We start from the raw sequence: 24803 nt of genomic DNA on the forward strand, positions 1-24803 counted from the left end.
CAATTCGGGACATGGGCCGGCCGTGGTGGAGGTGAAAGGCACGCGACTCGCCCTGGGTCGCGGCATGGCCCTCCAGATTCGAGCGGAGTGACGCATGGCCTGCCATCCCGACGCCCCCGGCCGCCCGCCCGAGCGCGCGGCGGCCGGCGCCATCGTGGTCGCGCTCGCCGGCAACCCCAACTCCGGCAAGACCACGCTCTTCAACAACCTCACCGGCGCCCGCCAGCACGTGGCCAACTACCCCGGCGTCACCGTCGAGCGCAAGGAGGGCACGTGCACCCACAAGGGCCGCCGCATCCACGTCATTGACCTGCCCGGCACCTACAGCCTCACCCCCTACTCGGTCGAGGAGGTCGTCGCGCGCGACGTGCTCACCGAGGAGCGGCCCGACGTGGTGGTGGACGTGGTGGATGCCTCGAACCTCGAGCGGAACCTCTACCTGACGGTTCAGCTCGTGCAGCTCCGCGTCCCGCTGATCCTGGCGCTGAACATGGCCGACCTCGCCGAACGGCGGGGCCACGCAATCAACTACCAGCGGCTGAGCGAGCTGCTGGGCGCCCCCGTGGTGCCCACGGTGGGGCACAAGGACCGCGGCACTCAGGAGTTGCTCGACGCGATCGTGGCGCTGGCCGACGACCCCCAGCGGCCCGCGCCCGTGGAGGTGTCGTACGGGCGCGAGATTGACGAGGAACTGAACAAGCTGGTGCCGCTGATCCAGACGGCGCCCGAGCTGGCCAGCCACTACGACCCGCGCTGGCTGGCCCTCAAGCTGCTCGAGGACGACTCGATCATCCGGACGCGGGTCGAGCAGGGGGCCCCCGACGCCGCGGGCCTGCTGGCGGCGGCCGCCGCCTCGCGCCACCACCTTCAGACGGTCTTCGGCGACTCGCCCGAGATCGTCATCGCCGACCGCCGCTACGGCTTCATCTCCGGCGCCTGCCAGGAGGCCGTGGTCAAGACCGTCGAGGCGCGCCACACGGCGTCCGACCGCATTGACGGCCTGATCCTCCACCGCGTGCTCGGCGTGCCGATCTTCCTGCTCCTCACCTACCTCGTCTTCCAGTTCACCTTCACGGTCGGCGAGGCGCCCACAGGCTGGGTCGAGGCCCTCTTCGCCTGGCTCGCAGAGTCGGTCGCGCAGCTCTGGCCCAAGGCGGCCGACAGCGCCGTGCGCTCGCTGCTGTGCGACGGCATTCTCGGCGGCGTGGGCGGGGTGCTGGTGTTCGTGCCTTACATCATTCTGCTGTTCCTGGCCATTGCCGTGCTCGAAGACACGGGCTACATGGCCCGCGCGGCGTTCCTGATGGACCGCGTGATGCACAAGATCGGCCTGCACGGCAAGAGCTTCATCCCCATGCTCGTAGGCTTCGGGTGCAACGTGCCGGCCATCCTGGCCACGCGCACGCTCGACACGCGGCGCGACCGCCTCACCACCATCCTGGTGCTGCCGCTGATGAGCTGTAGCGCCCGGCTGGTGATCTACACAGTGCTCGTCGCCGCGTTCTTCCCCAACCGCGTGCTCGTGCGGCTGGGGTTCCTGACGGTTCGGCTCCAGCCCGTCATCCTCTTCGGCCTCTACGCGCTCGGCGCCCTGCTCGCCATCGGGGGGGCCAAGCTGCTGCGGGCCACCGTGCTCCGCGGCGAAACCCACCCCCTCGTCATCGAGCTCCCGCCCTATCGCGTGCCCACGCTCCGCGGCCTGGCCATCCACGTGTGGGAGCGCTCCTGGCTCTACATCAAGAAGGCCGGCACCGTGATCCTCGGCATCTCGATGGTCCTGTGGTTCCTCACCAGCTACCCGAGGAAGCCGCGTTACGACCAGGACTACGCGGCCCGCGAGCAGCGCGCCGCGGCCGCCTACGTCCAAGCCATGGAGAGCCTGGCCCCCGCGCTGGGCCTCGCCGCCCCCGATGCCGGCCTCCTCCGGCGGCTGGGTCTGGCCGATCTGGCCCTCGAGACGGCCCGCGATCAGCATTTCGAGCACGAGCCCGGCTTCCGGGCCGCCGCCGAACGCTACGCTGCCGAGATCGCGGAACTGCGCCAGGGCCCCGCAGGCGACCGGATCCAGCGGTTCCTCGACTTGCGCGACGAGGTGGCCGCCATCCGCGCCCGCTTCGACCAAGCCGCCGAGCACCACGGCGCCCACGAGGGGTCGCCCGCCCACTTCGTGCTCCTGCACAAGATGGAGCGCGAGCTTGCCAGCGTCAAAGAGCGCGCGCCCGACGGCTACGAGGCCGCCGTGAAGTGGCTCGACGATATCCGGCCCGCCTGGGAGGCCGAGCGCCAGGCCATCCGCCACGGCCAGGCGGCGGAGGACATCGCCTGGTCGGCGGCGGGCCGCATCGGCCGGCTCGTCGAGCCGCTGATCCGCCCGCTCGGCTTCGACTGGAAGATCGGCACGGCCCTCCTCGGCGCCTTCGGCGCACGCGAGGTCTTCGTCGCCCAGATGGGCATCATCTACGCCGTCGGCTCGGGCGAGGAACACGTCGAGGCCCTCCGCGAGCGCCTGCGGGCCGACTACTCGCCGCTCGTGGGCTTCTGCGTAATGCTCTTCTGCCTCATCAGCCTGCTGTGCCTGCCCACGCTGGCCGTGACCCGCCGCGAGACGGGCAGTTGGGGATGGGCCGCGTTCCAGCTCGGCAGCCTCACCGGCCTCGCCTATGTCCTCACGCTGGCCACGTACCAGATAGGTCGCCTCATCGGGTTGGGTGGGTAGGCGATCTGGGCCTGTTTATCATTATATGACACTGATAAAACCAAGTGCGCCAATGACTTGCACTCGCCCCATGAAAAACCGCCTAGAATGGCCTCTGCGACGTTCCGGAGGGGCCATTGGGCTCCTGATACCTTCGACCACTCGGGAGGGGAGCGGAGTTGCCATAAGTCCAGTCAACGGAAACACTTCAGGAAACCAGTCGCGACGGCGGAGTCTCGACGCCGGAGGCCCCAAATCGCATTTCTGGCTGTCAGCGTTTCCAGACACCCCAGCGCCCCCATGCAGGCAATCGCGCTTCACAAACGCCCCGTCGCGGTGTATGATGAGGAGGGATCGCGGGGAGCTTCGATCAGGCCGTAGTCAGGAGAGCGGCCATGAGGGCGCGTCGGCTTCTCACCGGGGCATTGGCGTTGGCGCTCGCAGCGGGCGCGGGTTGCTCTCGGCTGCTCCGGGGGCAGGACGTTGGGCCCCAGGCGCCTGAGCCCACCGTCGAGCCCGCCGTCCCGAAGGGCCTTCTGCCCTTCGGCCGCGACGACGGCATAGATGTGCCGGCCACCATCCGCGGCAAGGTGGTCAAGGTGGATAAGCTGGTCGGCGTCGCGGTCATCAACGTGGGCGAGTTGCAGGGCGTGAGGCCGCGCTACGCGTTCCTCGTCTCGCGCGAAGGCAGGTTCCTCGGCAAGCTCGTGGTCGAGGAGACGTACGACGACCTGTCGGCCTGCCGCTACGGCAAGACGATGCTGGGCCACGTAGAGGTGGGCGACGACGTGGCGACCAAGGCCGGGCCCGAGTGAGGACGGGAGCATGCCGGTGAGGGCCGCGCGGGCAGCTTGCTTGTGGGGTGCCGCCGTCATCCTGGCCGGCGGCGCCGGCGCGCCCGGGGCCGCCCGTTGTGGGGAAACCGCCGTGACGAAGATCGTGGCGCTGGGCGATTCGACGACAAACTGCGTCAAGAAGGCGGGAGTGACCGAGGAGACGGCGTGGCGGACTCTGCTCGCCGCCGGCCTGACGAAGCGCCTCGGACGGCCCATCGAGGTGGTGAACGCGGGCGTGGATGCCGACACGGCGCCGCTTGCGCTCCAGCGCCTCGAGCGCGACGTGCTGGCCCACCGGCCCGCCTGGGTGGTGGTGATGCTGGGCACGAACGACGCCGGCTTCTTCCGCCCGCCCAACGGCGTGGCCGACACGCCGCGGGTGGCGCTCGCGGACTTCGAGGCGGCCCTGCGCGAGATCATCCAGCGAGTTCGCAAGGCGGGCGCGGGCGTGGTCCTGTGCACCTCGGTGCCCATGAGCGCCCACTATGGCCTCCGCAACCTCCCCGCCTACGAGAAACACGGGCTGAATTACCTGGTGAAACAGTATGCCGAGGTCACGCGGCGCCTCGCGAAGGAGTTCAGCCTGCCCCTCGCCGAGGTTCACGAGGCGTTCGAGAAGCACCCCGAGCGCGACGCCTTCGTCCCCGACGGCATCCACCCCGACCCCCGCGGCCAGCGGCTCATCGCCGACACGATCCTGCCCGTGCTCGAGCGGGCGCTGGCAGCCACCGCCGCGAGCCCGTAGAGGGCCGCGCCCTCTGGGCCTTGGGTGATGGCCGCGGCAGGCGCCGGCGCCGCCGCGCCCGCCCGCGCAGCGATTGTGATTGACACGGAGCGCCCGTTCTCCGTATAATTGCTGCCCGTTGGGATGACTTCCGACGGGTGGTCACACACTGGAGACTGCGATGAGAAGCGGACGTCGTTGGGTGGGCCTGGCGGGCCTGGTGGCGATGGTGGCGTGCGCGGGGTGCTGCAGCACCTACATGAAGAACAGGGGCCGCGACGCGGCGGACATCATGGACGTGGGCGTCACCCTCACGAAGCAGCCCCATCTGGCTTTCTACCCCGGCGATTACTTCAACCTGACGCCCATGGGGTTCAGCTGCGTGAAGGGCAGCTACCATGGGCTGTGGGAAGGCAAGTGGTGCTCGAAGCCCATCGAGGACCGGGCCTGGGGCGTCATCGCCTGGGGCAGCCAGAGCCTCACCGTGGGCGACTTCAACGCGCAAGACCCGCGTCAGTTCTGGCCCGACAAGATCGCGGCGCTCAAGGCCGCCAACAAGCCGCTCCCGACCGAGCCCGCGTGGTACAATGTCGGCTTCCTGCGCCTGGCCTGCCACGGCAACCGGCCGCCCTATCCCGATTCCCTCTCCTGCCGCCGGAACATCCACATCGGCTGGGTCGGCCTCTGGGCCTCGATGCACTTGCCCGAGATCGTTGACTTCTTCGCTGGCTGGCTCGGCTGCGACCCGCAGAAGGACGACCTCGTAGCCGCCGCGACCCCGCCGGCGCCCGAGAAGAAGTAGCTTCTCGCCGCCCCTCCCCGAGCGCAGCGGACACAGGACCGGAGTCCTGCCGTGTCAGAGACTGTCTATGGACTCTGTGAGAACTGCAAGGAGCGCGCTCCGGCCAGCCACCTCGTGCGCGACGGCAGGGTCTACATCCGCAAGGTCTGCCCGAAGTGCGGCCCGTCCGAGCGCCTCGTGAGCACCGACGCCGCCACCTGGCAGGCCAAGCGCGACCTCTGGCACTACGACCCCGAGGCCGTGGGCCCCTGCGCCATCAACTGCCTCGAGTGCGCTCACGCCCACCACCCGCGCATGGTCTTCCTCGACGTCACGAACCGCTGCAACATGAACTGCCCCATCTGCATCAACAACACCCCCAGCATGGGCTTCCTCTTCGAGCCGCCCCTGGAGTACTTCGACAAGGTGCTCGCCGGCCTCGCCGCCCTGGACCCAAAGCCCACCATCCAGCTCTTCGGCGGCGAGCCCACCGTGCGCAAGGACCTCTTCGAGATCATTGACCTGTGCCGCAAGCACGGCCTGCGCGTGCGCATCGTCACCAACGGCCTCAAGCTGGCCGACGAGGAGTACTGCCGGAAGCTCTGCGCGACCAAGGTGCCCGTGCTCATCGCCTTCGACGGCCGCGACCCCGCCATCTACGACCGCCTGCGCAAGAACCCCGGCGCCGCCGCGAAGAAGCTCAAGGCCCTCGAAAACCTCCGCAAGTACAGCACCCGCAAGAACACCCTCATGACCTGCGTCGCCCGCCACATCAACGACGCGCACATGGGCGACCTCATCCGCTTCGCCCACGACGGCCGCGACTACATCACCGCCCTCCACCTCATCCCCCTCACCGAGACCTGGAAAGAGGGCGAGTTCGAGACCGACGTCCACACCACCATCGAGGACGTCGAGCACATCATCGGCGAGGCCCTGCCCGACGAGCGGGTGGAGTTCGTGCCCGCCGGCCTCGGCTACAAGCTCGACACCTTCACCCGCTTCTTCACCCCCACCCGCCTCACCTTCGGCGGCGTGCACCCCAACTGCGAGTCCATGACGCTGCTCCTTTCGGACGGCGAGCGCTATCACGCCCTGAGCCACTACCTCAAGCTGCCCCTCCACGAGGTGGCCGAGCAGATCGTCACCCTCGCCGAGCGGCTGGGGCCGGACCTCGAGCGTCTGGATACCAGCCGCTTCTGGCCTCGGCTGCGCGGCCAACTCCGCGTGGTGCGCGCCCTGTGGCGGCCCGCGCGCCAGGCGCTCGACTTCCGCCGCATCTTCAAGGGCCGCCCCTTCTTCACCGTGCTGCGCATCCTCGGCAGCCTCGCCCTCGGGCGGAGGCCCAAGGAGGTGTTGCGCCGCCACACGCGCATCCAGGATGCCCTGCGCATGATCGTGCTGCCGTTCGAGGAGTACCACTCGATTGACGGCGCGCGCCTCCAGAACTGCACCGCGGGCTTCGCCTTCGAGGACCCCGACACGGGCGACGTGCGCACGATCCCTGTCTGCTCGTTCTCGCTCTACAAGACCGACATCCAGCGCAAGCTGGCCGCCAAGTACGCCGCGGCCTCGGCGCGTAATGAAACCGCCGCGGCGAACGTCTGATCGCTCGGAAACCGCCCATCGCCCAGGAGGCAATTCCCGTGGCCTTCCAGGATGAAGTGGCCGACCTGTGCCAGGCCTGCTGCGACCTCGCCGAGGGCATCACCATCTCCACCGTGCGCAAGCGCGTCATCGGCGTCGAGCGCAAGGTGCCCCTCCACGACGGCCGCCAGATCACCTACGTCAACTTCGACAACGCGGCCACCACCCCGCCCCTCGAGTCGGTGCTCACCTGCTCGCGCATGTTCCTCGAATGGTACGGCAGCGTGCACCGCGGCAGCGGCCTCAAGGCCCAGATCTCCACCCACGCCTTCGAGCGCTGCCGCGAGGTGGTCGCCGGCTTCATCGGCGCCGACCTCGGCTACCACACCGTCATCTTCACCCAGAACGCCACCCACGCCCTCAACAAGCTGGCCATGCACCTGGCCCCCTCGCCCGGCCAGGTGATCCTCACCACGATGATGGAGCATCACTCCAACATGCTCCCCTGGCGCAAGCTCGGCTGCGAGGTGCACCACGTGCGCGTGCACCGCGACACCGGGCGGCTGGACCTGGCCGACTTCGAGGACCACCTGCGGCGCTACGCGGGGCGGCTGGCCGTGGTGGCCGTCACCGGCGCCTCCAACGTCACCGGCATCCTGCCGCCCATCCGCCGCATCGCCCGCCTCGCCCACGAGGCCGGCGCCCGGGTGGTGGTGGACGCCACGCAGCTCATCCCCCACCGCACCTTCCGCATGGGCGCGCCCGACGACCCCGAGCGCATTGACTTCATCGCCTTCAGCGGCCACAAGATGTACGCCCCCTTCGGCGCCGGCGTGCTCGCCGGCCCCAAGGCCGCCTTCGAGGAGCACGAGCCCGACTACGTGGGCGGAGGCACCGTGCACGCCGTGACCATGGACGAGGTGATGTGGGCCCCCCTGCCCGAGAAAGAAGAGGCCGGCACCCCCAATGTCCTCGGCTGCCTCGCCATCGGCTGCGCCATCAAGGTGCTCGAGACGATCGGCATGGACAACGTGGCCGAGCACGAGCGCGAGCTCACCCGCCGCGCGCTCGACAAGCTTCAGCGCCTCGACGGCCTCACGCTCTATGGGCTGAAGGACCCGCGGGTAGGCGAGGACCGCCTGGGTGTGATCACCATGAACGCGGCCAATCTATGCCACGGGAAGCTCGCCGCCATCCTCGGCCACGAATGGGGCCTCGGCGTGCGTAACGGCTGCTTCTGCGCCCAGCCCTACGTGCGCGAGCTCCTCGGCATCAGCGACGCCGAAATGCACAGCATCGTCGCACGCCTCACCGCCGGCGACCACGCCACCGTGCCCGGCATGGTGCGCTTCAGCTTCGGCGTCTACAACACCGCCGACGAGGTAGACTACGCGGTCGAGGCCCTGCGCGCCGTGCTCGCCGACGGCCCCAAGGCCCGCTACGTGCTCGACCCGCAGCACATGGAATACGTGCCCGAGACGCCCAGCGTCAGCATCCGCGACGTCATGCCCATCTGAGGGCGGGCGCGCCCGGCCCCTCAGGCCCCGCTCGCCCCGCCGCGGCCCAGAGATCGGCCATGGACCCGCGCGCCAGAGCAAGCCTCCTGCTGGCAGCCGCTTGCGGCTTCGTGGCCGCGCATGCCGGCGAGGCGCCCGAGGCGCGGCTGGAACGGCGCTGGGCGCAGATCGAGAAGACACCGCCGAGCCTGGGCGTGCGCGATCTGTTCGCCTTCGCCCTCGACGCCGCCGCCCTCGGCTGGCGCCCCGAGCGCATCGCCAGAGCCCTCGACCTCGCCGAGCAGATGCAGGACCGCGACGAGAAGAGCCGCACGTTCGGCAACTTCCGCTGGTACTGGCAGGCCGAGCGGCCCGAAGACCTCAACGCCGTCGAGTTCTCGATGCAGCAGGGCATCCTGGTCTGGATGCGGCACCGACGGGCGCTGGACGCGGAGGGCACCGAGCGGCTCGAACGCCTCATCCGCTTCAGCGTCGAGGGCATTCGCCGCCATCGCGTGGCCGAGTCCTACACGAACATCTTCCTGATGAAGACCTGGAACTGCATCGCCATCGGCGAGGCGACGGGCCGCCCCGACCTCGCCGACGAAGGCTACGCCATGCTCGACCGCTGGCTGCTCCACGTGTGGGACGGCGGGGTCCACGAGTACGTCAGCCCGACCTATTACGGCGTAGACCTCGATTCGCTGGGCCTGATCGCCCGGTTCGCCGAGCGGCGCGCCGGCCGCCGGGCCGCTGAGGCCGCGCTGCGGTTCTTCTGGACCGACATCGCGGCCAACTGGTTCGAACCGGGCCTCCGCCTCGGCGGCGCGCACAGCCGCGACTACGACTACCTCACGGGCCACGGTTACCTCGATCTCCACCTGAAGATGGCCGGCTGGATTCCCGCCGACCCGCCCTTCGTTCCAGGCACGTTCCTCGAACTCTGCCGGTGGGAGCCGCCCCGCCGGCTGAAGCGTGACGTGGCCCAGCCCGCCCCGCGGACGGTGCACCAGCGTTGGGGCTCCGAGCCGTGGCAGCGCGCGGCGCACTACGTCGGCCGCCGCTTCAGCATCGGCTCGGGCACCATCTACGAGCCGACGGGCAAGCAACTCGTCGTGAACCTGCCCGGCGGGCCGGCAATGCCCGTGGTGAACTTCCTGATGGATGCCCGCGGCGACGCCTACGGCCAGAAGAAGGAGGTCACGGGCGGCGGGCACTCGAAGGCGCTGCACCTCGTGCCCTTCCAGATGAGCGTGCAGCACGGCGCCGACGCGCTCGTGCTGGCGTCCGCCGACCCCGAGGTCGGCACGTTCAAACGCTGGGCGCCCGAGCCGGCGTGTCTGCTCTCGCACGTGGTGATCCCCTCGAAGGCCGAGGTGTGGGTGGGCGATGCGCCGGTCAAGGTCGAGCCGAACGCACAACGGCCCGTGCCCGACGGTGCGGCGGTGTTTCTGCGGCTCGAGGACGTGGCGGTCGGCATTCGCTTCGTGCTCGGCGCGCCTGTGATGCTGGTGAACGACGGCGGGAAGCATCCCGTGATGCGGCTCACGTGCGTCCACGAGGCCGGGCCGCCGAAGGGGCGGGCCACCGTGGCCGTGTGGGCGCGCGCCGCCGAGGGACTGGACGATGCCGGGTTCGCCGCCTTCCGACGCGACTTCGCGGGCGCGGAGGCGAAGGTCGGGGGGAGCAGGGTGGACGTGTCGGTGCCCGCCGCCGGCCGCCGTCTCCGCCTCGCCGCCGATGTGGTGAAAGAGGAGCGCCTGGCCTGCGAGGGCTGGGAGCCGGGCACGGAGAACGCCCTGCTGATGATGAATGGCCGCGACCTGGGCCGCGAGATTCTGGGCGAGGTCGAACCGATCCGCACCTATCAGCGCCTGCTCGAGCGCGCCGAGCGGGGCGCCCGCGGCGCTGCACGGGCGGGCGAGCCGTTCGAGGCCGAATCGGCCGCCCTCGTCGTGCCGCCCTTCCGCGTGGACACCGACCCGGCGGCCTCGGGCGGCAAGTTCCTGTGGGTTCCGGGCGAGCCGGGAGGGAAGGGGAGCGCCTCGGCCGCGCGAGGGCTATGGACCGTCCACATCCCCCAGGCGGGCGACTACTGCTTGCTCGGTCGCGTGCACGCGCCCACGCCCGACGACGACTCCTTCTTCGTCCGCGTGCGGCAGTCGGGCCGCGACGTGCTGCCCCGCGCCGAGTGGCACACGGGCGTTCACGCGAAGTGGGAGTGGGCGCCGTTCCGCGCGGGCACCGCCCGCGAGGCCGTGGCGATTCGCCTCGAGGCCGGCGTGGCCCTGGTCGAGGTGTCGTGCCGCGAGGACGGCGCGAAGCTCGACGCCCTGCTGCTCACGGCGGACCCGAATGGGGGCGCTGCGGCCAAGCCGTGGCACAGATAGGACAGGGCGGGGCCGCTAGATCTGCGCCTGGTAGATGCGGTCCACCAGCTCCATCGTCTTCACGGCGTCGTCGAGGCACGTCTCCGGCTGCACGCCGCGGCGGATGCAGCGCAGGAAGTGCGCGTTCATGTCGTACTCGCCGTACGCGCGATGCGGCTCCTGGCTGGCGGCGAGCTCGAAGGGGTCGAGGGTGCGGAGCGGCTCCTTCTGGTTGTCGGCGTACACGCGGCCCCCCTCCTCGGGGTCGCCGAAGGCCGAGATGCCCACGCCGTGCAGTTCGAAGGTGAAGAAGCGGCGGCCCGTCATCCAGTTGGTGAGCAGGACGCCGGTGACGCCCGAGTCGAACCGCACGAGGGCGTAGTGGGCGGTGAAGTGGTCGGCGAGCAGGCGGCGCACGTCGCTCGCCACGCTCTTGACCTCGCCGCCGCACAGGTAGCGCAGCGTGTCCACCGCGTGGATGGCGTCGCAGGTCAGGATGTCCATCGCTCCGCCGTAGTAGGGGCCGGCGCCCACGCTGTTCTTGTAGAAGGCGGCGACGGCCGAGTGCACGGGGCCGCGCTCCTCGCAGAGCTTCTTCGCCGCGCGCACGACGGGGCAGTAGCGGCGCTGGAAGGTGACGCCGGTGATGAGGGCCTTCTTGCGCGCCGCGATGGCGAGCTGGCGGGCCTGTTCGGTGGTGACGGCGGGCGGCTTCTCGATGATGAGGTGGCAGCCGGCGCTCAGCACGGCGAAGGCCACGTCGTAGAGGTGATGCGGCGGCATGATGGCGTAGACGACGTCGGGCCGCTCCTTCTCGAGCATCTCGCGGTAGCTGGCGTAGGTGGCCTGGACGCCGAACTGCTCGGCGGCCTTGCGCATCCTGGCGGCGTCGAGCTCCGCGATGGCGCAGATCTCGGCGCCCGGGAGGTCGCGAATCGAGGGGTAATGCGACATTGTGGCGCGGGGTCCCGCGCCGATGAACGCGACGCGGAGGGTGCGCTCAGAGACGGGTTCAGCCATTGTCGCTCGTTTGGGCCTGGGCATCGGGCGTTAGCACCTCCACAATGGCCGGGGGCTTGATGCGCTTGCGGATGGCCGTCCGGTCCACCACGGCTGCCGCCGCGAAGAAGGCGATCAGCAGGCCAAAGCCGAGCAGCAGCGGCGCGGCATCGCTCTGGCCCCACTGCGCGCCCAGGATGACTCCGGCGACCAGGCCGGCCAGGGGCAGGACGAAGAGGAGCAGGACGCTGAGCCAGGGGTTGCCCTGGGCGATTTCCACCAGGACGCGGGAGCCGACCTCGAGGGGCAGGGCCGATTCGATCTCGAGCTCGCGGTCGCCGCCGCCGAGAGCGGAACAGGCGCAACACCGGCCGCACTCGGGGCCGGGCCTCATGCGCACGCGCGCGAGGCGTCCCTTGAGCCCTACCACGGTGCCTTCTTCGACCATCGGTCCGGCTCCCGTTGTCACTCGGCCAGAGCCTGAGCGAGCCGTTCTCCGAACTGCGGCGCTGCCTGGGGCCCATTGCCCGTGATCAGCTTGCCGTCGCGCACCACCGCCTCGTCGGACCACTTCGCTCCGTTCGCCGTCAGGTCGTCCTTCTGCGAGTTCCAGGCGGTGGCGCGCTTGCCCTGGAGGAGGCCGGCGCGCGCGAGGATCGAGGGGGCGATGCAGATGGCGCCCAGCACTTTGCCGCTGCTCGCCGCCTTGCGGGCCACGGCGTGCGCCGTCGGGTCGTTGAAGTAGTCGCTGGCGCCCACGCCGCCCACGAAGACCACCGCGTCGTAGTCGGACGCCTGGACGTCCTTGAGGAGGGCCTCCGGCTTCACTTTGGCGCCGAGCATGCCCGTGGCCTCGTCGAGCGACGAGCAGGCGATGGTCACCGTGCAGCCTCGGGCCTTCAGCAGCGCCGTGGGCTCTCGAAGCTCCTCGTCGCGGAAATCGCGCGGCGCGATGATGAACACCGCCCGCTTACCCTCCAGCGAAGGCTTGGCCGGCGGCTTGGCTCCCGCTGACCCGCCGCCGTCCTGCGAGCAGCCCACGATGCCGAGGGCGAGCGCCGCGAGCGAACACAACGCCAGCAACGTCTCATCCATCGCCAGTCTCCTCTCCAGCACCGCCGGCCCTTATGGCGCTGTTTTCCCCTCGCGTACAGGTTACCTCCGGGCCGCGTCTGGGTCAAGTGGCGCCGCCGCGGGCGCTTGAAGTCGCGGCGTCGCGGGGCTATGATGCCGGGACCATGGGCGCTTTGGGCAGCGTGTACCTCTCGGCCTTCTGCATCGGCTTGTGCGGCATCGTGACGCAGGTGGTCGCGCTGCGCGAGATGGTGGTGACGTTTCACGGCAACGAGCTGTGCGTTGGCGTGATGCTGGGCACGTGGTTGTTCTGGACCGGGCTGGGCAGCCTGGGGCTTGGGCGGTTCGCGAAGCGGTGGAGGCGGCCCGACCTGTGGCTCGCCTGGGCGCTTCTGGCCGGCGCGTGGGCCGCCACGGCTACGGTGGCGGGCGCCCAATGCCTCAAGATCGTCCTTCGCGAGGCGAGAGGGGGCTCGCTGGGCGAGGTGCGGCCGTTCGGCCTGATGCTGGTCTCGGCGCTGGCGCTTCTCGCCCCGTTCTGCCTTCTCAATGGTTTCCTGTTCCCGCTGTTGTGCCGCGCCGCCGAGGCGGCCAGGGGCTCGGTGGGCGGCGCCTACATGGCCGAGGCGGCCGGCGCCGCCGCCGGCGGAGCGGCCTACACCTTTGCTCTCGTGCACTGGCTCGACCCGATCGCCACCGCCTTCGCGCTCCTGGGTGTCTGGAGCCTGGGGGCGCTGCTCAAAGGCGTCGAGGAGCGCCGCACCCAGGCGGGTAAGGCGCTGGCGCTGCTGGCCCTGGGCGGGATCGCCGCGGCGGTGTTTCCTGCGGCGATGGGCCGCCACAGGTTCGGCTTGGGCATCGAGCGGCGATACTGGGCGCCGCTGGTGCTCGTGGATGCGGCGGATTCGCGCTACGGGCGTCTGGCCGTGGTGCGGCCGCCGAGCGAGAGTGTGCAGCGCAGCCTCTATGAGAACGGCGCGCTGGCGTTCAGCTACCCCGACCCGCCCGCGGCTGAGGCGGCCGCCCATCTGCCGATGCTCCAGCATCCCGAGCCGCGCAAGGTGCTGCTGCTCGGCGGAGGCCCCGGCGTGCTCGAGGAGATTCTCAAGCACCCGTCAGTCGAGAAGCTGACGTATGTCGAGCTGGACCCGCAGGTGGTCGAGATGGTTCGAGGCGAGTTCGCCGCCTCCGCACGGGGTGCGCTGGCCGATGCCCGGGTGGCCGTGGTGGCGACGGACGGCCGGGCGTTCCTCAAGCGCGTCTCCGCCCGGTTCGATGTTGTGATGGCGGCCACGGGGCCTCCGGCCACCGCCCAGGCCAACCGCTACTACACCCTGGAGTTCTTCCGCGAGGTGGCCGAGGCGCTGGCGCCGGGCGGGGTGTTTGCGTTCCGCGCCCCGGGCGGGCACAACTACATCCCCGAGGAGACGCAGCGCCTGCTCGCGTGCCTGTATCGCACGCTCTCCCAGGCGTTCCCCGATGCCATCGTCTTCCCCGGCGGCGAGTGCACGTTCCTGGCGTCCAGCGAGGCGGGCCGCGTGTCGTATCGGCTGGGCCTGCTGGCGCAGCGGATGCAGGCCCGGGACCTCCAGACCTCGTCCGTGGATGCCAGCGTGTGGGAGACCGAGTTGGCGGGCGGGCGGCTGGAGGAGCTTCAGCGGGCGCTGCGGGCGGAGCCGCCGCCCGCGCTGAACCGCGACCTGTCGCCCCGCTGCTACTACTACGAGGCGCAGCGTTGGAGCGCGATGCAGCGTGCCAGGCCCGCGAGGGGTTCCCCATCGTGGCTCGACCTGGGGGCGCTGCTGGGGGTTCTGGAGCGACGCCCCGCCGCGGCGCCGCTGGCCCTGCTGGCGCTCGTGGCGGCGTTCTCGCTAGGTGCGCCTCTGGCGCGGGGCCGCTGGCGCGACGGGGCGCTGGCCTTCTCGGTGGCCTCGACCGGGCTGATCGAGATGGGCGTCGAGTTCGCCGTGCTGCTCGGCTTCCAAGTGGCTTGCGGTTACCTCTATCATTATGTGGGGGCGGTGGTGGCGGCGTTCATGCTCGGGTTGGCGGGCGGGGCGTGGGTGTCGGGACGATGGGTGCGCCTGGGGCGGGCGACGTGGGGGCGCATGCGGTGGGTCCAGGTGGGCATCTGCCTCTATCCGCTTGCGCTGCCCGGCTTTCTCGTGCTGGCTGCACAGACGCGGCTCGGGGCGGCGCCGGCGCTGGCTGGGGCGGCATTCAGTCTGGTCGCCCTATTGGCGGGCTTCGTCGGCGGGCTGCAATTCCCGCTCGCGGCAGCGCTCCACTCGGGCGGCGGTGCGTCGGCGGGGGCGCTCTACGGGCTCGATCTCGCCGGGGCGTGCCTCGGCGCTCTCGCCGTAAGTGCTGTGCTTGTGCCTGTTTCGGGCATCGTCTCCGTGTGTCTGATGCTCTCGGGGCTGGGCGCGCTGGGCCTGTTCGGCGTGCTGGCGGCTGGCGCGGGGCGTGCAAAAACCAGTTGACTTTGGGTGCGGTCACAGGTAGTATGCGAGGGGGCGGGTGCCCGTGCTCGCCCGTGTGGTCATGCCCCCTGAACGCTGGCTTCTGGGCCACTGCCATGTCGCATAAGCTCTCGATTCGCAAGACCCGTCGCCTTCGCCCCATCCTCGCGCGAACTTACAAGCTGCCGCCTCCGCCTGAGCCGCAGGACTCCCTTCTCAACCAGGTGGTGATGGCCGTGCTGTGGGCGGATGCGCCGCCCGCGAAGGCGTGCCAGGCGTATGCCAAGCTCGCCGAGGAGTTCGTGGACTGGAATGAGCTGCGGGTGAGCATGACGGTGCAGGCCGGCAGCGTGCTGGAGGCGTGCGGACTGGCGCCGGTGAAGGCGGCCGCGCTCAAGCGCATCCTGAGCAAGGTGGTTGAGGAGCTGTACACCTTCGACTTCGAGGCCCTGGCAGCACGGCCCCGGGAGAGCCTCAAGACCTGGTTCACCAGCATCGAGGGCGTGCCCCACTACATCGCGGCCTCCGTGCTCTACTGGGTGTTCCAGTACGACCGCGTGCTGGTGGACGCGGACATCGCCCGCGTGGTGCGGCGGCTGGGCCTGGCCGACGAGGCGGAGACCGAGGCCGACATCGAGGCTGGGCTCGCCGGCGTCATTCCCGCCCGCGAGGCTCACTTCACCTACTGGGCGCTCCGCCAGCACGCGCTCACCGTGTGCACGAAAGAGAACTACGACTGCCGCACCTGCGTGCTGCGCAAGGAGTGCGCCACGGCCGAGCGGCACATCGCGGAGCTCGCGGCGGCGGAACGAGAGGCGAAGAAGAAGGCCAAGGCTCAGGCGCGCAAGGCCAAGTAGGCGGCAACGAAAGCCGCCAAGGCGCCGTCGAAGAACGACGCCCCGAAGACGAAGAAAGGCGCCGGGAAGAAAACCCCGAGCCCCCGAGGGAAGAGCAAGCCCTAGCCAGAAACGGAGCCGTCCCTTGGCCGCATTGCGAGCGATTCTGGTCGCCCTGAGCGTGGCCGCCGGCCTGGCCCTGGCCGGCGAGAGCCCGGCGCCCGTGGCCCAGTGGCGATTCGAGACCAGCACCGACGGCTGGGAGTCGCACGAGACGACCGTGGCCCGCAGCCAGGCGAAGGCCAAGGACGGCGGCTACTCGCTCGAGATCCCCGTCGAGTTCCCGCGCCCCGCCTCGGTGCTGCGGCACGTGAACTTCGATATTGACCGGGTCGGCCGCATCGTCTACCACGTCTACGTGCCGGAGAAGGCGCCCGACAGCGTGAAGACGCTGCTGTTCCTGAAGGACAAGGACGGGCTCTGGTTCCAGCACTTCTTCGAGCAGTCGCTCCGGCCCGGCGTGTGGAACGAGGTGAGCCTGGACATCAGCCCGTCAAGCCCCCACCTTCGGCCCAGCGCCCACCATCGGCTGTGGGACAGCGTGGCGGCGCACGGGATGAACCAGATCGGGGTGAAGTTCTTCTGCGACGATCAGTTCAAGGGCTCGCTGCACCTGGACGCCGTGACGGCCTGCCCGCTGGAGCTGCCGCGCGAGCCGCTGCGGGTGCTGAACCTGCGCGAGAACGCCCCCGAGGTGGGCCGCTACGAGCGCTTCGAGCTCACCTTCGACATCAACCGCCACATCACCAACCCGTTCGACCCCGACCAGATCAAGATTGATGCCACGTTCCTGGACCCCAAGGGCAAGCCCATCGCCATCCCCGCCTTCTACTACCAGGACCACGTGCGGCGAATCAAGAACAACCGCGAGGAGCTGGTGCCCGTGGGCCCCGGCACCTGGAAGGTGCGGTTCGCGCCGGTGGCCGAGGGGCCGCACGCCTACTACCTCACGGTGCAATACGCGGGCGAGCGCCAGAAGGGGCGGCCCGAGCCCGAGCGCCTCGTCACCGGGCGGCGCTCCTTCGTGTGCACCCCCTCCAAGAGCAAGGGCTTCATCCGGGTCTGCAAGAAGGACCCCAACTACTTCGCCTTCGACAACGGCGAATGGTTCTATCCCATCGGCCACAACGTGCACTCGCCCAGCGACGACACGCCCCGCGCCGCGGCCATCCAGCACGCCCTCGGCGCCACCATCATGCCCGATCACGGCACCTTCAACTACGACTACCTCTTCAAGAAGATGGCCGACCATGGCGAGAACTTCGCCGAGGTCTGGATGTGCTCCTGGTGGCTCGGCCTCGAATGGGTGAAGGACTGGCGCAACTACAACGGCCTCACCCGCTACAACCTCCACTCCGGCTGGCGGCTCGACTACCTGCTCGAGCTCGCCGAGCGCCACGACCTCTACATCAACCTCGTCATTGACAACCACGGCAAGGCCTCCACCTGGTGCGACCCCGAGTGGGAAGACAACCCCTACAACGAAGTCAACGGCGGCTTTCTCGAGAGCCCCGAGGACTTCTTCCGCAACCCGATCGCCAAGGAGATCAACCGCAAGCTCCTCCGCTACATCATCGCCCGATGGGGCTACAACCCCCGGATCCTCGGCTTCGAGCTCTGGAGCGAGATTGACCTCGTCGGCGACTCCTGGAACTTCCACGCGGACCCCGTCACCGCCGCGCCCAAGGTCCAATGGCACCGCGAGATGACCGAGTACCTCCAGCAGATCGACCCCTGGGCGCACCCCGTGACCACCCACTTCTCCACTAACTACGGGCGCATCCAGTCCAGCCTCGTCTCCCTGCCCGGCATCCACTACCTGGCTACCGATATCTACACCATCCCGCTCATCAAGTTCATCCTGGGCACCGCGCAATGCGGCAATGCCTTTGGCAAGCCGATCATCGTCACCGAGTACGGCGGCGCCGGTCCGTTCGGCTCGCCGGCGGCCGTCCTGCGTGCCCATCTTCACGCCGGCCTGTGGGCCACCTACATGACCCACACCTGCGGCAGCCCCATGCTCTGGTGGTTCCAATTCATCGAGAGCGACAACCTCTACAGCCACTTCCAGGCCCTGGCCGCCTACCACAAGGGCGAAGAACGGCGCGGCGAGGGCCTCGTGACCCGCGTGCTCACCGCCGACAGCTTCCCCAAGCCGCATCACGATCTGGGCGCCCTGTCGCTCCAGAACCAGACCAAGGCCTACGTGTGGGTCTACTCGCAGAGCGCCATGGAGCGCATGCCGCAGACCCTGCCGCGCTTCAAGGACATCGCCCTCCGCCTCACCGGCCTCAACCCGGGCAAGTACCAGGTCGAGGTGTGGGACACCTACAAGGGCGTCGTCCTCGCCAGGAGCGAGGCCGAGTCCAAGGGAAGCGGAGTGGTGATCCCGCTGCCCGAGTTCGTGGGCGACTGCGCCCTCAAGGTCAAGCCCGCCCAGTAGCCCGCCGCGCAAGGTCCTCCCGTTGCGCGGGCCCGCTGAAGCCGCTCGAATCGCTCCGCGCCCCACGTTCTCCAGGAGATGCGCGATGCGTTTGCCCGTCCTCCTGCCCCTCGTTCTCCTCCTGACCAACGTGCACGCAGGCACGGCGCCCTGGCATCAACACTTGTCGTATCCCGGCGGCGGCGTGTGGCGGCGGCGCGTGCCCGTCAGGGTCCACAACGGCTCGGGCGCCGACGCCGGCGGCCGGCCCGTCCAGATCGCCGCAGGCGCCGGCGCCGGCGAACTGCCCCTCGTGGGCGAGCGCCTCGCCGCGCTACGCGTGTGCGATGACCGAGGTCGCGAACTGCTCTACGATGTCCAGGACGCCTCCGGCCAGCCCAAGCGCTCCGGCGTCCTCGCCGCCGGCGACCGGCTGGCCTTCGGCGTGGAGTGCCCGCGGGGCGCCACGGCGACGTGCTATGTGTATGCCGATAACCCTCAGGCGTGGGCCGTGGCCGACTGGCTCGGCGCGGCCATGCCCTTCGCCAACGGCGGCTTCGAGGCGGGCGATGACGGCCCCGCCCGCTGGGAGCAGGCCGAGGCCGACGATCAGCACCGCCTCGCATGGACCGACGAGGCGCCCCACGGCGGCCAACGCTGCGTCCGCTGCGACGTGGACCCCGCCGCCCCGCCCACCTGGGTGAAGTGGGTGCAGAACGACATCGGTGTGGAGCCCGACGCCGACTACCGCTTCGAGGCCTGGGTCAGGGGCCGCGACGTGAAGGGCCAGGCGGGCTGGTTCCTCCACGTCCACGGCCAGAGGCCGATGGCGCTCAATCGCGTGGTTGCGGCGGGGGAGGGCACGTTCGAGTGGCGGCGGGTCGAGATTGCCTTCCGCACCCCGCCCGACGCCCTTCGCGCCACCCTGGGCACCGTGCTGCGCGGCACAGGCACGGCGTGGTTCGACGACGCGAGTCTCACCCTGCTCGGCAAGGCGGCTGCGCTCGACGCCGCGTGCTGCCCCGCCGAGCGTATCGAGCTGGCCGCTGCGCCAGCGCCCGACGGCTGGCGCGAGCGCTCCTCGCCGCGCCGCGTCGCACTGATCGTCAGAAACCTGGGGGAGGCCCCCGCCCGCCGGCTCGCCACGGCCCCCGTCCCGCCGATTGCGCGCCACCTGCCCGCCGCGGCGCGCGACGCGTCGTTCCTGATCGTGGACCCCATCTCAGGCGAAACCGTGCCGTCCGCGAGACTCGGCGATCAGGTTGTTTTCCCCATTGAGATGCCGCCGTTGGCTGAGAGAACGCTCCACGTCTACTCGCCGCGGCCCTCGTGGCTGGGGCGGCTGTGGGGCGCCCGCACCCTGATGCTGGGGCTCGGCGACCTGCTCGCCAGCGCGGCCAACCTTGCGCCCAACCCCGGCTTCGAGGAGGGCGCGGCGCTGCCTTCGGGCTGGCTCCTCTCGGCCGAGAGCGACCAGGCGGCCTCCAAGCTCTATCGCGCCGCCCGCGACCCCGAGGCCCACTTGGGCCGATGGTGCGCGCGGCTCGAGGTCCCGCCCGGCGCGCCCCTCAAATGGTCGGGATGGCGCACGGCCGAGATCCCCGTCCAGCCGCTCACGACGTACCTCTACGCCGCCTGGTTGCGCTGCAAGGATGTGGACGGCGTGGTGCAGATTCACGGCCACTTTCACGACGCCGAAGGAAAGCTCTGTGAGGGCGTGAAGTACTTCGGCTCCGGCCCCGGCCTCAGCGGCACGCGAGGCTGGACGCTGCTCCACGCCCTCGTCCAGACGCCGGCCGACTGTGCGTCCGTCTCGCTCCATCTCACGATGAACGCCCACGGCACGGTGTGGCACGACGATGTCTTCTTCGGCGAAGCCACGGCTGCCGTAGTTGGCGCCGCCGAGTCCTGCCGCGAAGGCTCCGATCGCGGCGAGTTGGCCGCGTGGCTTGTGAACCCTGTTGTGAAAGCCTTCCCCGACGACCTGCCGGCCGATGCCCCGAAGCGTATCGAAGTGGCCGCGGCACGCAACGAGCGCGAACCGTTTCAGCTCTGCCTGCGCTCCGCTCGCGACCTAACGAAGGTCGCCGTCACCGTGGACCCGCCCCGCAACCGCGAGGGACGCACGCTCGATGTCTCCCTCAACCTGGTCGGCTTCGTGCCCGTGGACTACCCGAGCAACTACTACACCGTGGACGCGCCCGCCTGGTGCCGCAAGCTGCCGCCGCGCGGGGCCAGCGGCTGCGACGGCTGGGCCGGCCTGTGGCCCGACCCCCTCCCACCCCTGGCGCCCTTCGACCTCAAGGCCAACATGACCCAGCCCATCTGGGCCACCGTGAGCGTGCCCGCCGACGCCCCGCCCGGCGCGTACCGCGGTTCCGTTTCCATCCATTCCTCCACCCATCCAACCATCCAACTCCCCCTTCACGTCACCGTTTGGGATTTCGCCCTGCCGAAGGCCAGCCGCTTGAAGGTCATCTACGACTTCCGCGAGAGCTTCACCCGCCAGTTCGGCGGCTCGAGCGGCACCCGCGACGAGGTGCTGCGCAAGTGGTACGCCTTCCTCGCCCAGCGCCGCATCAGCCCCGGCCTCCTCCCCGAGCCGAAGTTCAGCTACAAGGACGGCGTCGTGGCGATGGACACGGCGGACTTCGACCGTGCGGCGGCCTACTGCCTGGACGAGTTGGGGGTGAACGCCTTCTATACCCCCTGGTTCTTCTACTCCTTCGGCTGGGCGCACAAGCCGCGGCTCCTCTTCGGCCACCAGCCGTTCACCAAGGAGTATGCCGACGCCTACGCCAAGTGTCTCAAAGCCTACATGGACCACCTGCGGGCCAAGGGCTGGGCCGACAAGGTTACGCTCTACCTCTCCGACGAGCCGCACGTCCGCCGCGAAGGCATCATCGAGCAGATGAAGCAGGCCATCGCCATCATCCGAAGCGTCGAGCCCAGTGTGCCCATCTACTCGAGCACCTGGGACCACGTGCCCGAGTGGGACGGGCATCTGAACTGCTGGGGCATCGGCCCCCACGGCAGCTTCCCCGTCGGCAAGATGCGCGAGCGTCTCGCCGCGGGCGACACCCTCTGGTTCACCACCGACGGCCATATGTGCCTCGACACCCCCTACTGCGCCGTCGAGCGGCTATTGCCCTGGCTGTGCTGGAAGTACGGCGTCGCCGCGTACGAGTTCTGGGGCGTGAACTGGTGGACCTATGACCCCTGGGACCGCGGCTGGCACACCTTCATCTCCCAGAGCGACGACGGGGCGAAGTACTACTACGTCCGCTACCCCAACGGCGACGGCTACCTCACCTATCCCGGGAAGCGCGTGGGCGTGGACGGTCCCGTCAGTTCGATCCGCCTCGAGCAGGCTCGCGAGGGAATCGAGGACTTCGAGTACTTCCGCCTGCTGGACGAGTTGCTCGAGAAGGGCAGGGCGCGCGGCCTGAGCGTCCGAGAGGCCGAGGCCGTGCGTGCCGAGGCCGCCGCCTTTGTCAGCATTCCCAATAAGGGCGGCCGCTACTCGACCTCGTTGCTCCCCGACCCCGACGCCGTGCCGCGCTTGCGCGCGCGTCTGGGCGAGGCCATCGAGCGCCTGGCCCGCCGCCTCCGTTGAACCGGCGTTCTCAGTCCAACTCCACGATCCGGAACTGGCCGTTGGTGAAGGGCAGCGGGGGCGTGATGCCCGCCAGCTTGCCTGAGAGGTACAGGTGGGCCAGGATGCCGAAGTCGTGCCCGTGAGCCGTGTCGTAGGCGTTGATCGTGAGCTTGCCTACCGACGTGCCCACGATGCCTACGTCGTCCGCCGTGAAGAAAGCCGTATCGCCGCCGGCGTCCACCCCCGCGGCCAGGATGCTCCCGGCGCCCCACCGGCCAACCGTGAGACTGCCCACCGAACTCCACGTGCGCCACAGCACATCCTGAAGCGTGCCCGTGACGGTGGCCTTCCCGATGGCCTGGTTGCCGAGGAAGCCCAGCGTCATGTCGGCCCCGCAGTCGCCTGTGAGGGTGAGCGAGGAGAGCCAGGGGGCAGTGAGCGAGCCATCGGCCCACCCCGCCGCCTGGATGCCGCTCACGCCGCCAGTGGCGTTGACCACCAGGTTCCCGATCCGTCCGGCAGCCAGCTTGCCGATGGAGAGCCCCTTTGCATCCACGCCCGTCACCAGGAGCGTGCCGGAGAGCGTGCCCGCGATCTTTGGGGAGCCCAGGAGGTTGGCCTCGATGGCGCCCGCCCAGTTGCCCGTGACGCTCGGCTTCGGGATGCTGCCGGTGACCCGCACGTCGGCCGCGATCGAGCCTGTGATCTTGGCCGACGTCAAATCGCCCTGGATGATGGCGTCGCCGGTCAGGTTGCCCGTGAGCGCGAGCTTCGCCACCGTGCCCTGGATGTGCAGCGCCGTGCGGTCCGCCGTATCGCCGTCGAAATCAATGTCAGGGGAGAACCTGCTGATGCCGCCCACCGGGATGCCGTTGAGGTCGAAGCCTGTGATGCCGCTCCGGAGCGCCAGCGAGGCCACGGGCCTGTCGCAGATGAAGAACGCCAGATCGGTGGGCAGCGCGCGCTTGTCGCTGACCTTGCCCACGGCGTCGGCGCCCGACACGGCGATGCCGAGCCCCGTCTTCTGCGCTGCGCCGACCAGGGTGATCGAAGAGATGGCGTTGGGCGCCTTGAACACCACGGCCACGTCGTCCAGGGTGATGTCGTTTGTGACGTCGCAGTCGTAGACGCTTACCCGAGCGCCGCCCGCCCACACGATATGCCCGACCAGCCGGCCCAGGTCGCGAATGGTCAGGTCGTACCAGCCCGTGTTTCCGCCGCTCACCCCCGCCCCGGTGAGTGGGTCGTAGGCGCTGTTGGGAGCGCCCGATACGCCCACATAGTAGGTGCCACCGGTCATGAAGGTGTACTCGAGATACGACCCGCCCGCACCGAGCTCGAGGCCGAACCCCGTGCCGTCGTCGTTGACCGTCAGTGGAGTGCCCGCCGCGTCGAAGAGGCGAAGATAGGTGTCGGGCGCCCAGACGGACAGCAGGTCAGTGTCGAAGCCCACGCGCTGGCCGGCCGCCACGGTGAAGGAGTACATGTCGACGTCATTGGCCGGGTTGAGGGAGTCCGAGCGCCTGAGCGAGCCCCCGGCGAGCAATGTCCCCAGGTTCATCGCCAGGCCGATGGTGCCGGCGGGCTCCGGCCCTAGGTCGGTGAGGGTCAAGCTGTAGCCGCCCACGCTGCCCGCCGCATCGCCTGCGCCTGTGAGCGGGTCGTAGGCCGTGTTGCCGCTGCCCGACACGGCGACATAGTACGTGCCCGACGTGGCGAAGGTGTACTCGAAATAGGCCTCCGCAGCGTCGGCCTCAGGGGCGGGGCCGACCTGGTTGTCGTTGCCGGTGAGAGCGGTGCCCGAGGCGTCGTACAGCCGGAGGAACGAGTTGAGGCCGCCGGCGGCCGGCTTGTCCACGTCGAAGGCCACCCGCTGGCCGGCGGCCACGGTGAAGGAGTACATGTCGACGTCGGTGCCGACGATGATGGACTGCCCCGTGACCGAGATGGGCGAGGCGCCAACGGCTCCGAGGCCGGTGGCCTCGCCGATCGTGTCGTCGGGGTCCTCCTCCCCGGTCACCAGGATGTCATCGAGATACCAACCCTCCGCCGTGGTCGAGGAGTTCGAGGTGAACTCGATCTTCAGCGTGTGAATCCCGCCGAGGAAGACTTCGAGGTCAACGGTCTGTTGCGTCCACTGGGTCAGCGTGACGGACCGGCTGCCCACCACCGTCGAGTCGATGTACACACGCCCGATATCCACGCCGGGCTCGGTGGAGGCCATCAGGTGCCAGTAAGTGAGCGTGGCCGCCACGTAGTTCGTGAGGTCAATGGTGCAGCTCATCCACGCCGTCATGTCGTTCTGGTAGGTCGGGTTGAGCGTGTTGCCGCCGTAGCCCGTGCCAGCGCAGTAGGCCTTGCGCGTGCCCCCGTGGGTGCCTCCGTAGCCGAAGGTGTCGGCCACGATATTCCAGTAGGCTGGGGTTCCCGAAGGATTGGAATCTCCAACGGTCCACCCATTCGTGGCCAGGGACCCGCTCTCGAAGGTCTCGGACAGGATGGTCACGCTGAGCAGCACCCGCGGCTCGAGAGCCTCCAGCGCCAGGCGCCGACGCCCCCTGCCGCCCTCTCGACGCGCCCCACACCCCGTGCCCCTGCAACCCATGGTCCCACCCTCCAAGCAAGGCTTTCCCAAGCGCAGCGGGCCGCCGCTGCACACATCACACGAGCATGTAGACGAAGACCTTTCCAGACGCCGCGATGGAATCTGGCCCGAGCCCTTGGCCGTAGGCAGGCAGGGCGCCCCTGCTGCTCCGCCGATGGGACTTGTATCACACCCGCGCCTGCCTGTCAAGAGGGTCGGGGCCGGAGGGTGTGGGCCGGAATTGTAGGCAGGGTGATTGTCTCTGGAGCCTGAAGGGCTC

At 69.6% G+C, this 24803-nt stretch carries 15 protein-coding genes; 11 read left to right on the forward strand and 4 right to left on the reverse strand.

The annotated features are described in order from the left end of the window. Nucleotides 1-94: 94 nt before the first annotated feature. From feoB to PLE19_20365, 7 genes are all read left to right on the forward strand, one after another. Nucleotides 95-2716: a ferrous iron transport protein B gene (gene feoB / locus PLE19_20335; GenBank protein HPD17291.1), complete on the forward strand. Its 2622-nt coding sequence runs from the start codon at nucleotides 95-97 to the stop codon at nucleotides 2714-2716. 374 nt (nucleotides 2717-3090) lie between these two features. Further along, nucleotides 3091-3510, forward strand: coding sequence for a hypothetical protein (locus tag PLE19_20340; protein HPD17292.1), 420 nt, complete (start codon nucleotides 3091-3093; stop codon nucleotides 3508-3510). Between the two features lie 10 nt (nucleotides 3511-3520). Continuing rightward, nucleotides 3521-4276, forward strand: coding sequence for a GDSL-type esterase/lipase family protein (locus tag PLE19_20345; GenBank protein ID HPD17293.1), 756 nt, complete (start codon nucleotides 3521-3523; stop codon nucleotides 4274-4276). Nucleotides 4277-4436: 160 nt separating this feature from the next. Then, the gene (locus PLE19_20350; protein ID HPD17294.1) at nucleotides 4437-5057 is read left to right on the forward strand and encodes a hypothetical protein; all 621 of its coding nucleotides are present in this window, start codon (nucleotides 4437-4439) and stop codon (nucleotides 5055-5057) included. Nucleotides 5058-5108: 51 nt separating this feature from the next. Beyond that, a complete protein-coding gene (locus PLE19_20355; protein HPD17295.1) occupies nucleotides 5109-6644 on the forward strand; it encodes a radical SAM protein in 1536 nt (511 codons plus the stop codon). 38 nt (nucleotides 6645-6682) lie between these two features. After that, nucleotides 6683-8140, forward strand: a complete 1458-nt coding sequence (locus PLE19_20360) for an aminotransferase class V-fold PLP-dependent enzyme (GenBank protein ID HPD17296.1) — start codon at nucleotides 6683-6685, stop codon at nucleotides 8138-8140. A 59-nt stretch (nucleotides 8141-8199) separates the two neighbouring features. After that, entirely contained in the window at nucleotides 8200-10509 is a 2310-nt protein-coding gene (locus PLE19_20365; protein ID HPD17297.1) for a hypothetical protein, read from the forward strand. Between the two features lie 15 nt (nucleotides 10510-10524). On the opposite strand, the gene PLE19_20370 is transcribed toward PLE19_20365, so the two are convergent. The 3 genes from PLE19_20370 to PLE19_20380 are packed head-to-tail and all read right to left on the reverse strand — an operon-like array spanning nucleotide 10525 to nucleotide 12582. After that, a complete protein-coding gene (locus PLE19_20370) occupies nucleotides 10525-11508 on the reverse strand; it encodes a Gfo/Idh/MocA family oxidoreductase (protein HPD17298.1) in 984 nt (327 codons plus the stop codon). Next, nucleotides 11501-11935, reverse strand: a complete 435-nt coding sequence (locus PLE19_20375; GenBank protein ID HPD17299.1) for a SoxR reducing system RseC family protein — start codon at nucleotides 11933-11935, stop codon at nucleotides 11501-11503. Before PLE19_20375 ends, PLE19_20370 begins: the two co-directional genes overlap by 8 nt. Before the next feature lie 17 nt (nucleotides 11936-11952). Beyond that, on the reverse strand, nucleotides 11953-12582 hold the full coding sequence (locus PLE19_20380; GenBank protein ID HPD17300.1) for a DJ-1/PfpI family protein: 630 nt from the start codon (nucleotides 12580-12582) through the stop codon (nucleotides 11953-11955). 143 nt (nucleotides 12583-12725) lie between these two features. On the opposite strand from PLE19_20380, the gene PLE19_20385 reads away from it, so the two are divergent. From PLE19_20385 to PLE19_20400, 4 genes are all read left to right on the forward strand, one after another. Continuing rightward, nucleotides 12726-15044 carry a fused MFS/spermidine synthase gene (locus PLE19_20385; GenBank protein HPD17301.1) on the forward strand — a complete coding sequence of 773 codons (2319 nt, stop codon included), beginning with the start codon at nucleotides 12726-12728 and terminating at the stop codon, nucleotides 15042-15044. A 95-nt stretch (nucleotides 15045-15139) separates the two neighbouring features. Continuing rightward, nucleotides 15140-15880, forward strand: coding sequence for a hypothetical protein (locus PLE19_20390; protein ID HPD17302.1), 741 nt, complete (start codon nucleotides 15140-15142; stop codon nucleotides 15878-15880). Between the two features lie 124 nt (nucleotides 15881-16004). Continuing rightward, complete coding sequence (locus PLE19_20395; protein ID HPD17303.1) at nucleotides 16005-18362, forward strand: DUF5060 domain-containing protein; 2358 nt, start codon at nucleotides 16005-16007, stop codon at nucleotides 18360-18362. Between the two features lie 85 nt (nucleotides 18363-18447). Next, complete coding sequence (locus PLE19_20400; GenBank protein ID HPD17304.1) at nucleotides 18448-21957, forward strand: DUF4091 domain-containing protein; 3510 nt, start codon at nucleotides 18448-18450, stop codon at nucleotides 21955-21957. Nucleotides 21958-21967: 10 nt separating this feature from the next. On the opposite strand, the gene PLE19_20405 is transcribed toward PLE19_20400, so the two are convergent. After that, nucleotides 21968-24544: a pre-peptidase C-terminal domain-containing protein gene (locus PLE19_20405; protein HPD17305.1), complete on the reverse strand. Its 2577-nt coding sequence runs from the start codon at nucleotides 24542-24544 to the stop codon at nucleotides 21968-21970. Between the last annotated feature and the right edge of the window lie 259 nt (nucleotides 24545-24803).

This window comes from Planctomycetota bacterium, from assembly GCA_035384565.1.
Lineage (GTDB): Bacteria > Planctomycetota > PUPC01 > DSUN01 > DSUN01 > DAOOIT01.

Coding starts and splice junctions, on each gene's coding strand:
- PLE19_20405 (HPD17305.1), bottom strand. CDS start 24,544: ATGGGTTGCAGGGGCACGGGGTGTGGGGCGCGTCGAGAGGGCGGCAGG.
- PLE19_20385 (HPD17301.1), top strand. CDS start 12,726: ATGGGCGCTTTGGGCAGCGTGTACCTCTCGGCCTTCTGCATCGGCTTG.
- PLE19_20340 (HPD17292.1), top strand. CDS start 3,091: ATGAGGGCGCGTCGGCTTCTCACCGGGGCATTGGCGTTGGCGCTCGCA.
- PLE19_20390 (HPD17302.1), top strand. CDS start 15,140: ATGTCGCATAAGCTCTCGATTCGCAAGACCCGTCGCCTTCGCCCCATC.
- PLE19_20375 (HPD17299.1), bottom strand. CDS start 11,935: ATGGTCGAAGAAGGCACCGTGGTAGGGCTCAAGGGACGCCTCGCGCGC.
- PLE19_20380 (HPD17300.1), bottom strand. CDS start 12,582: ATGGATGAGACGTTGCTGGCGTTGTGTTCGCTCGCGGCGCTCGCCCTC.
- feoB (HPD17291.1), top strand. CDS start 95: ATGGCCTGCCATCCCGACGCCCCCGGCCGCCCGCCCGAGCGCGCGGCG.
- PLE19_20400 (HPD17304.1), top strand. CDS start 18,448: ATGCGTTTGCCCGTCCTCCTGCCCCTCGTTCTCCTCCTGACCAACGTG.
- PLE19_20370 (HPD17298.1), bottom strand. CDS start 11,508: ATGGCTGAACCCGTCTCTGAGCGCACCCTCCGCGTCGCGTTCATCGGC.
- PLE19_20350 (HPD17294.1), top strand. CDS start 4,437: ATGAGAAGCGGACGTCGTTGGGTGGGCCTGGCGGGCCTGGTGGCGATG.
- PLE19_20365 (HPD17297.1), top strand. CDS start 8,200: ATGGACCCGCGCGCCAGAGCAAGCCTCCTGCTGGCAGCCGCTTGCGGC.
- PLE19_20345 (HPD17293.1), top strand. CDS start 3,521: ATGCCGGTGAGGGCCGCGCGGGCAGCTTGCTTGTGGGGTGCCGCCGTC.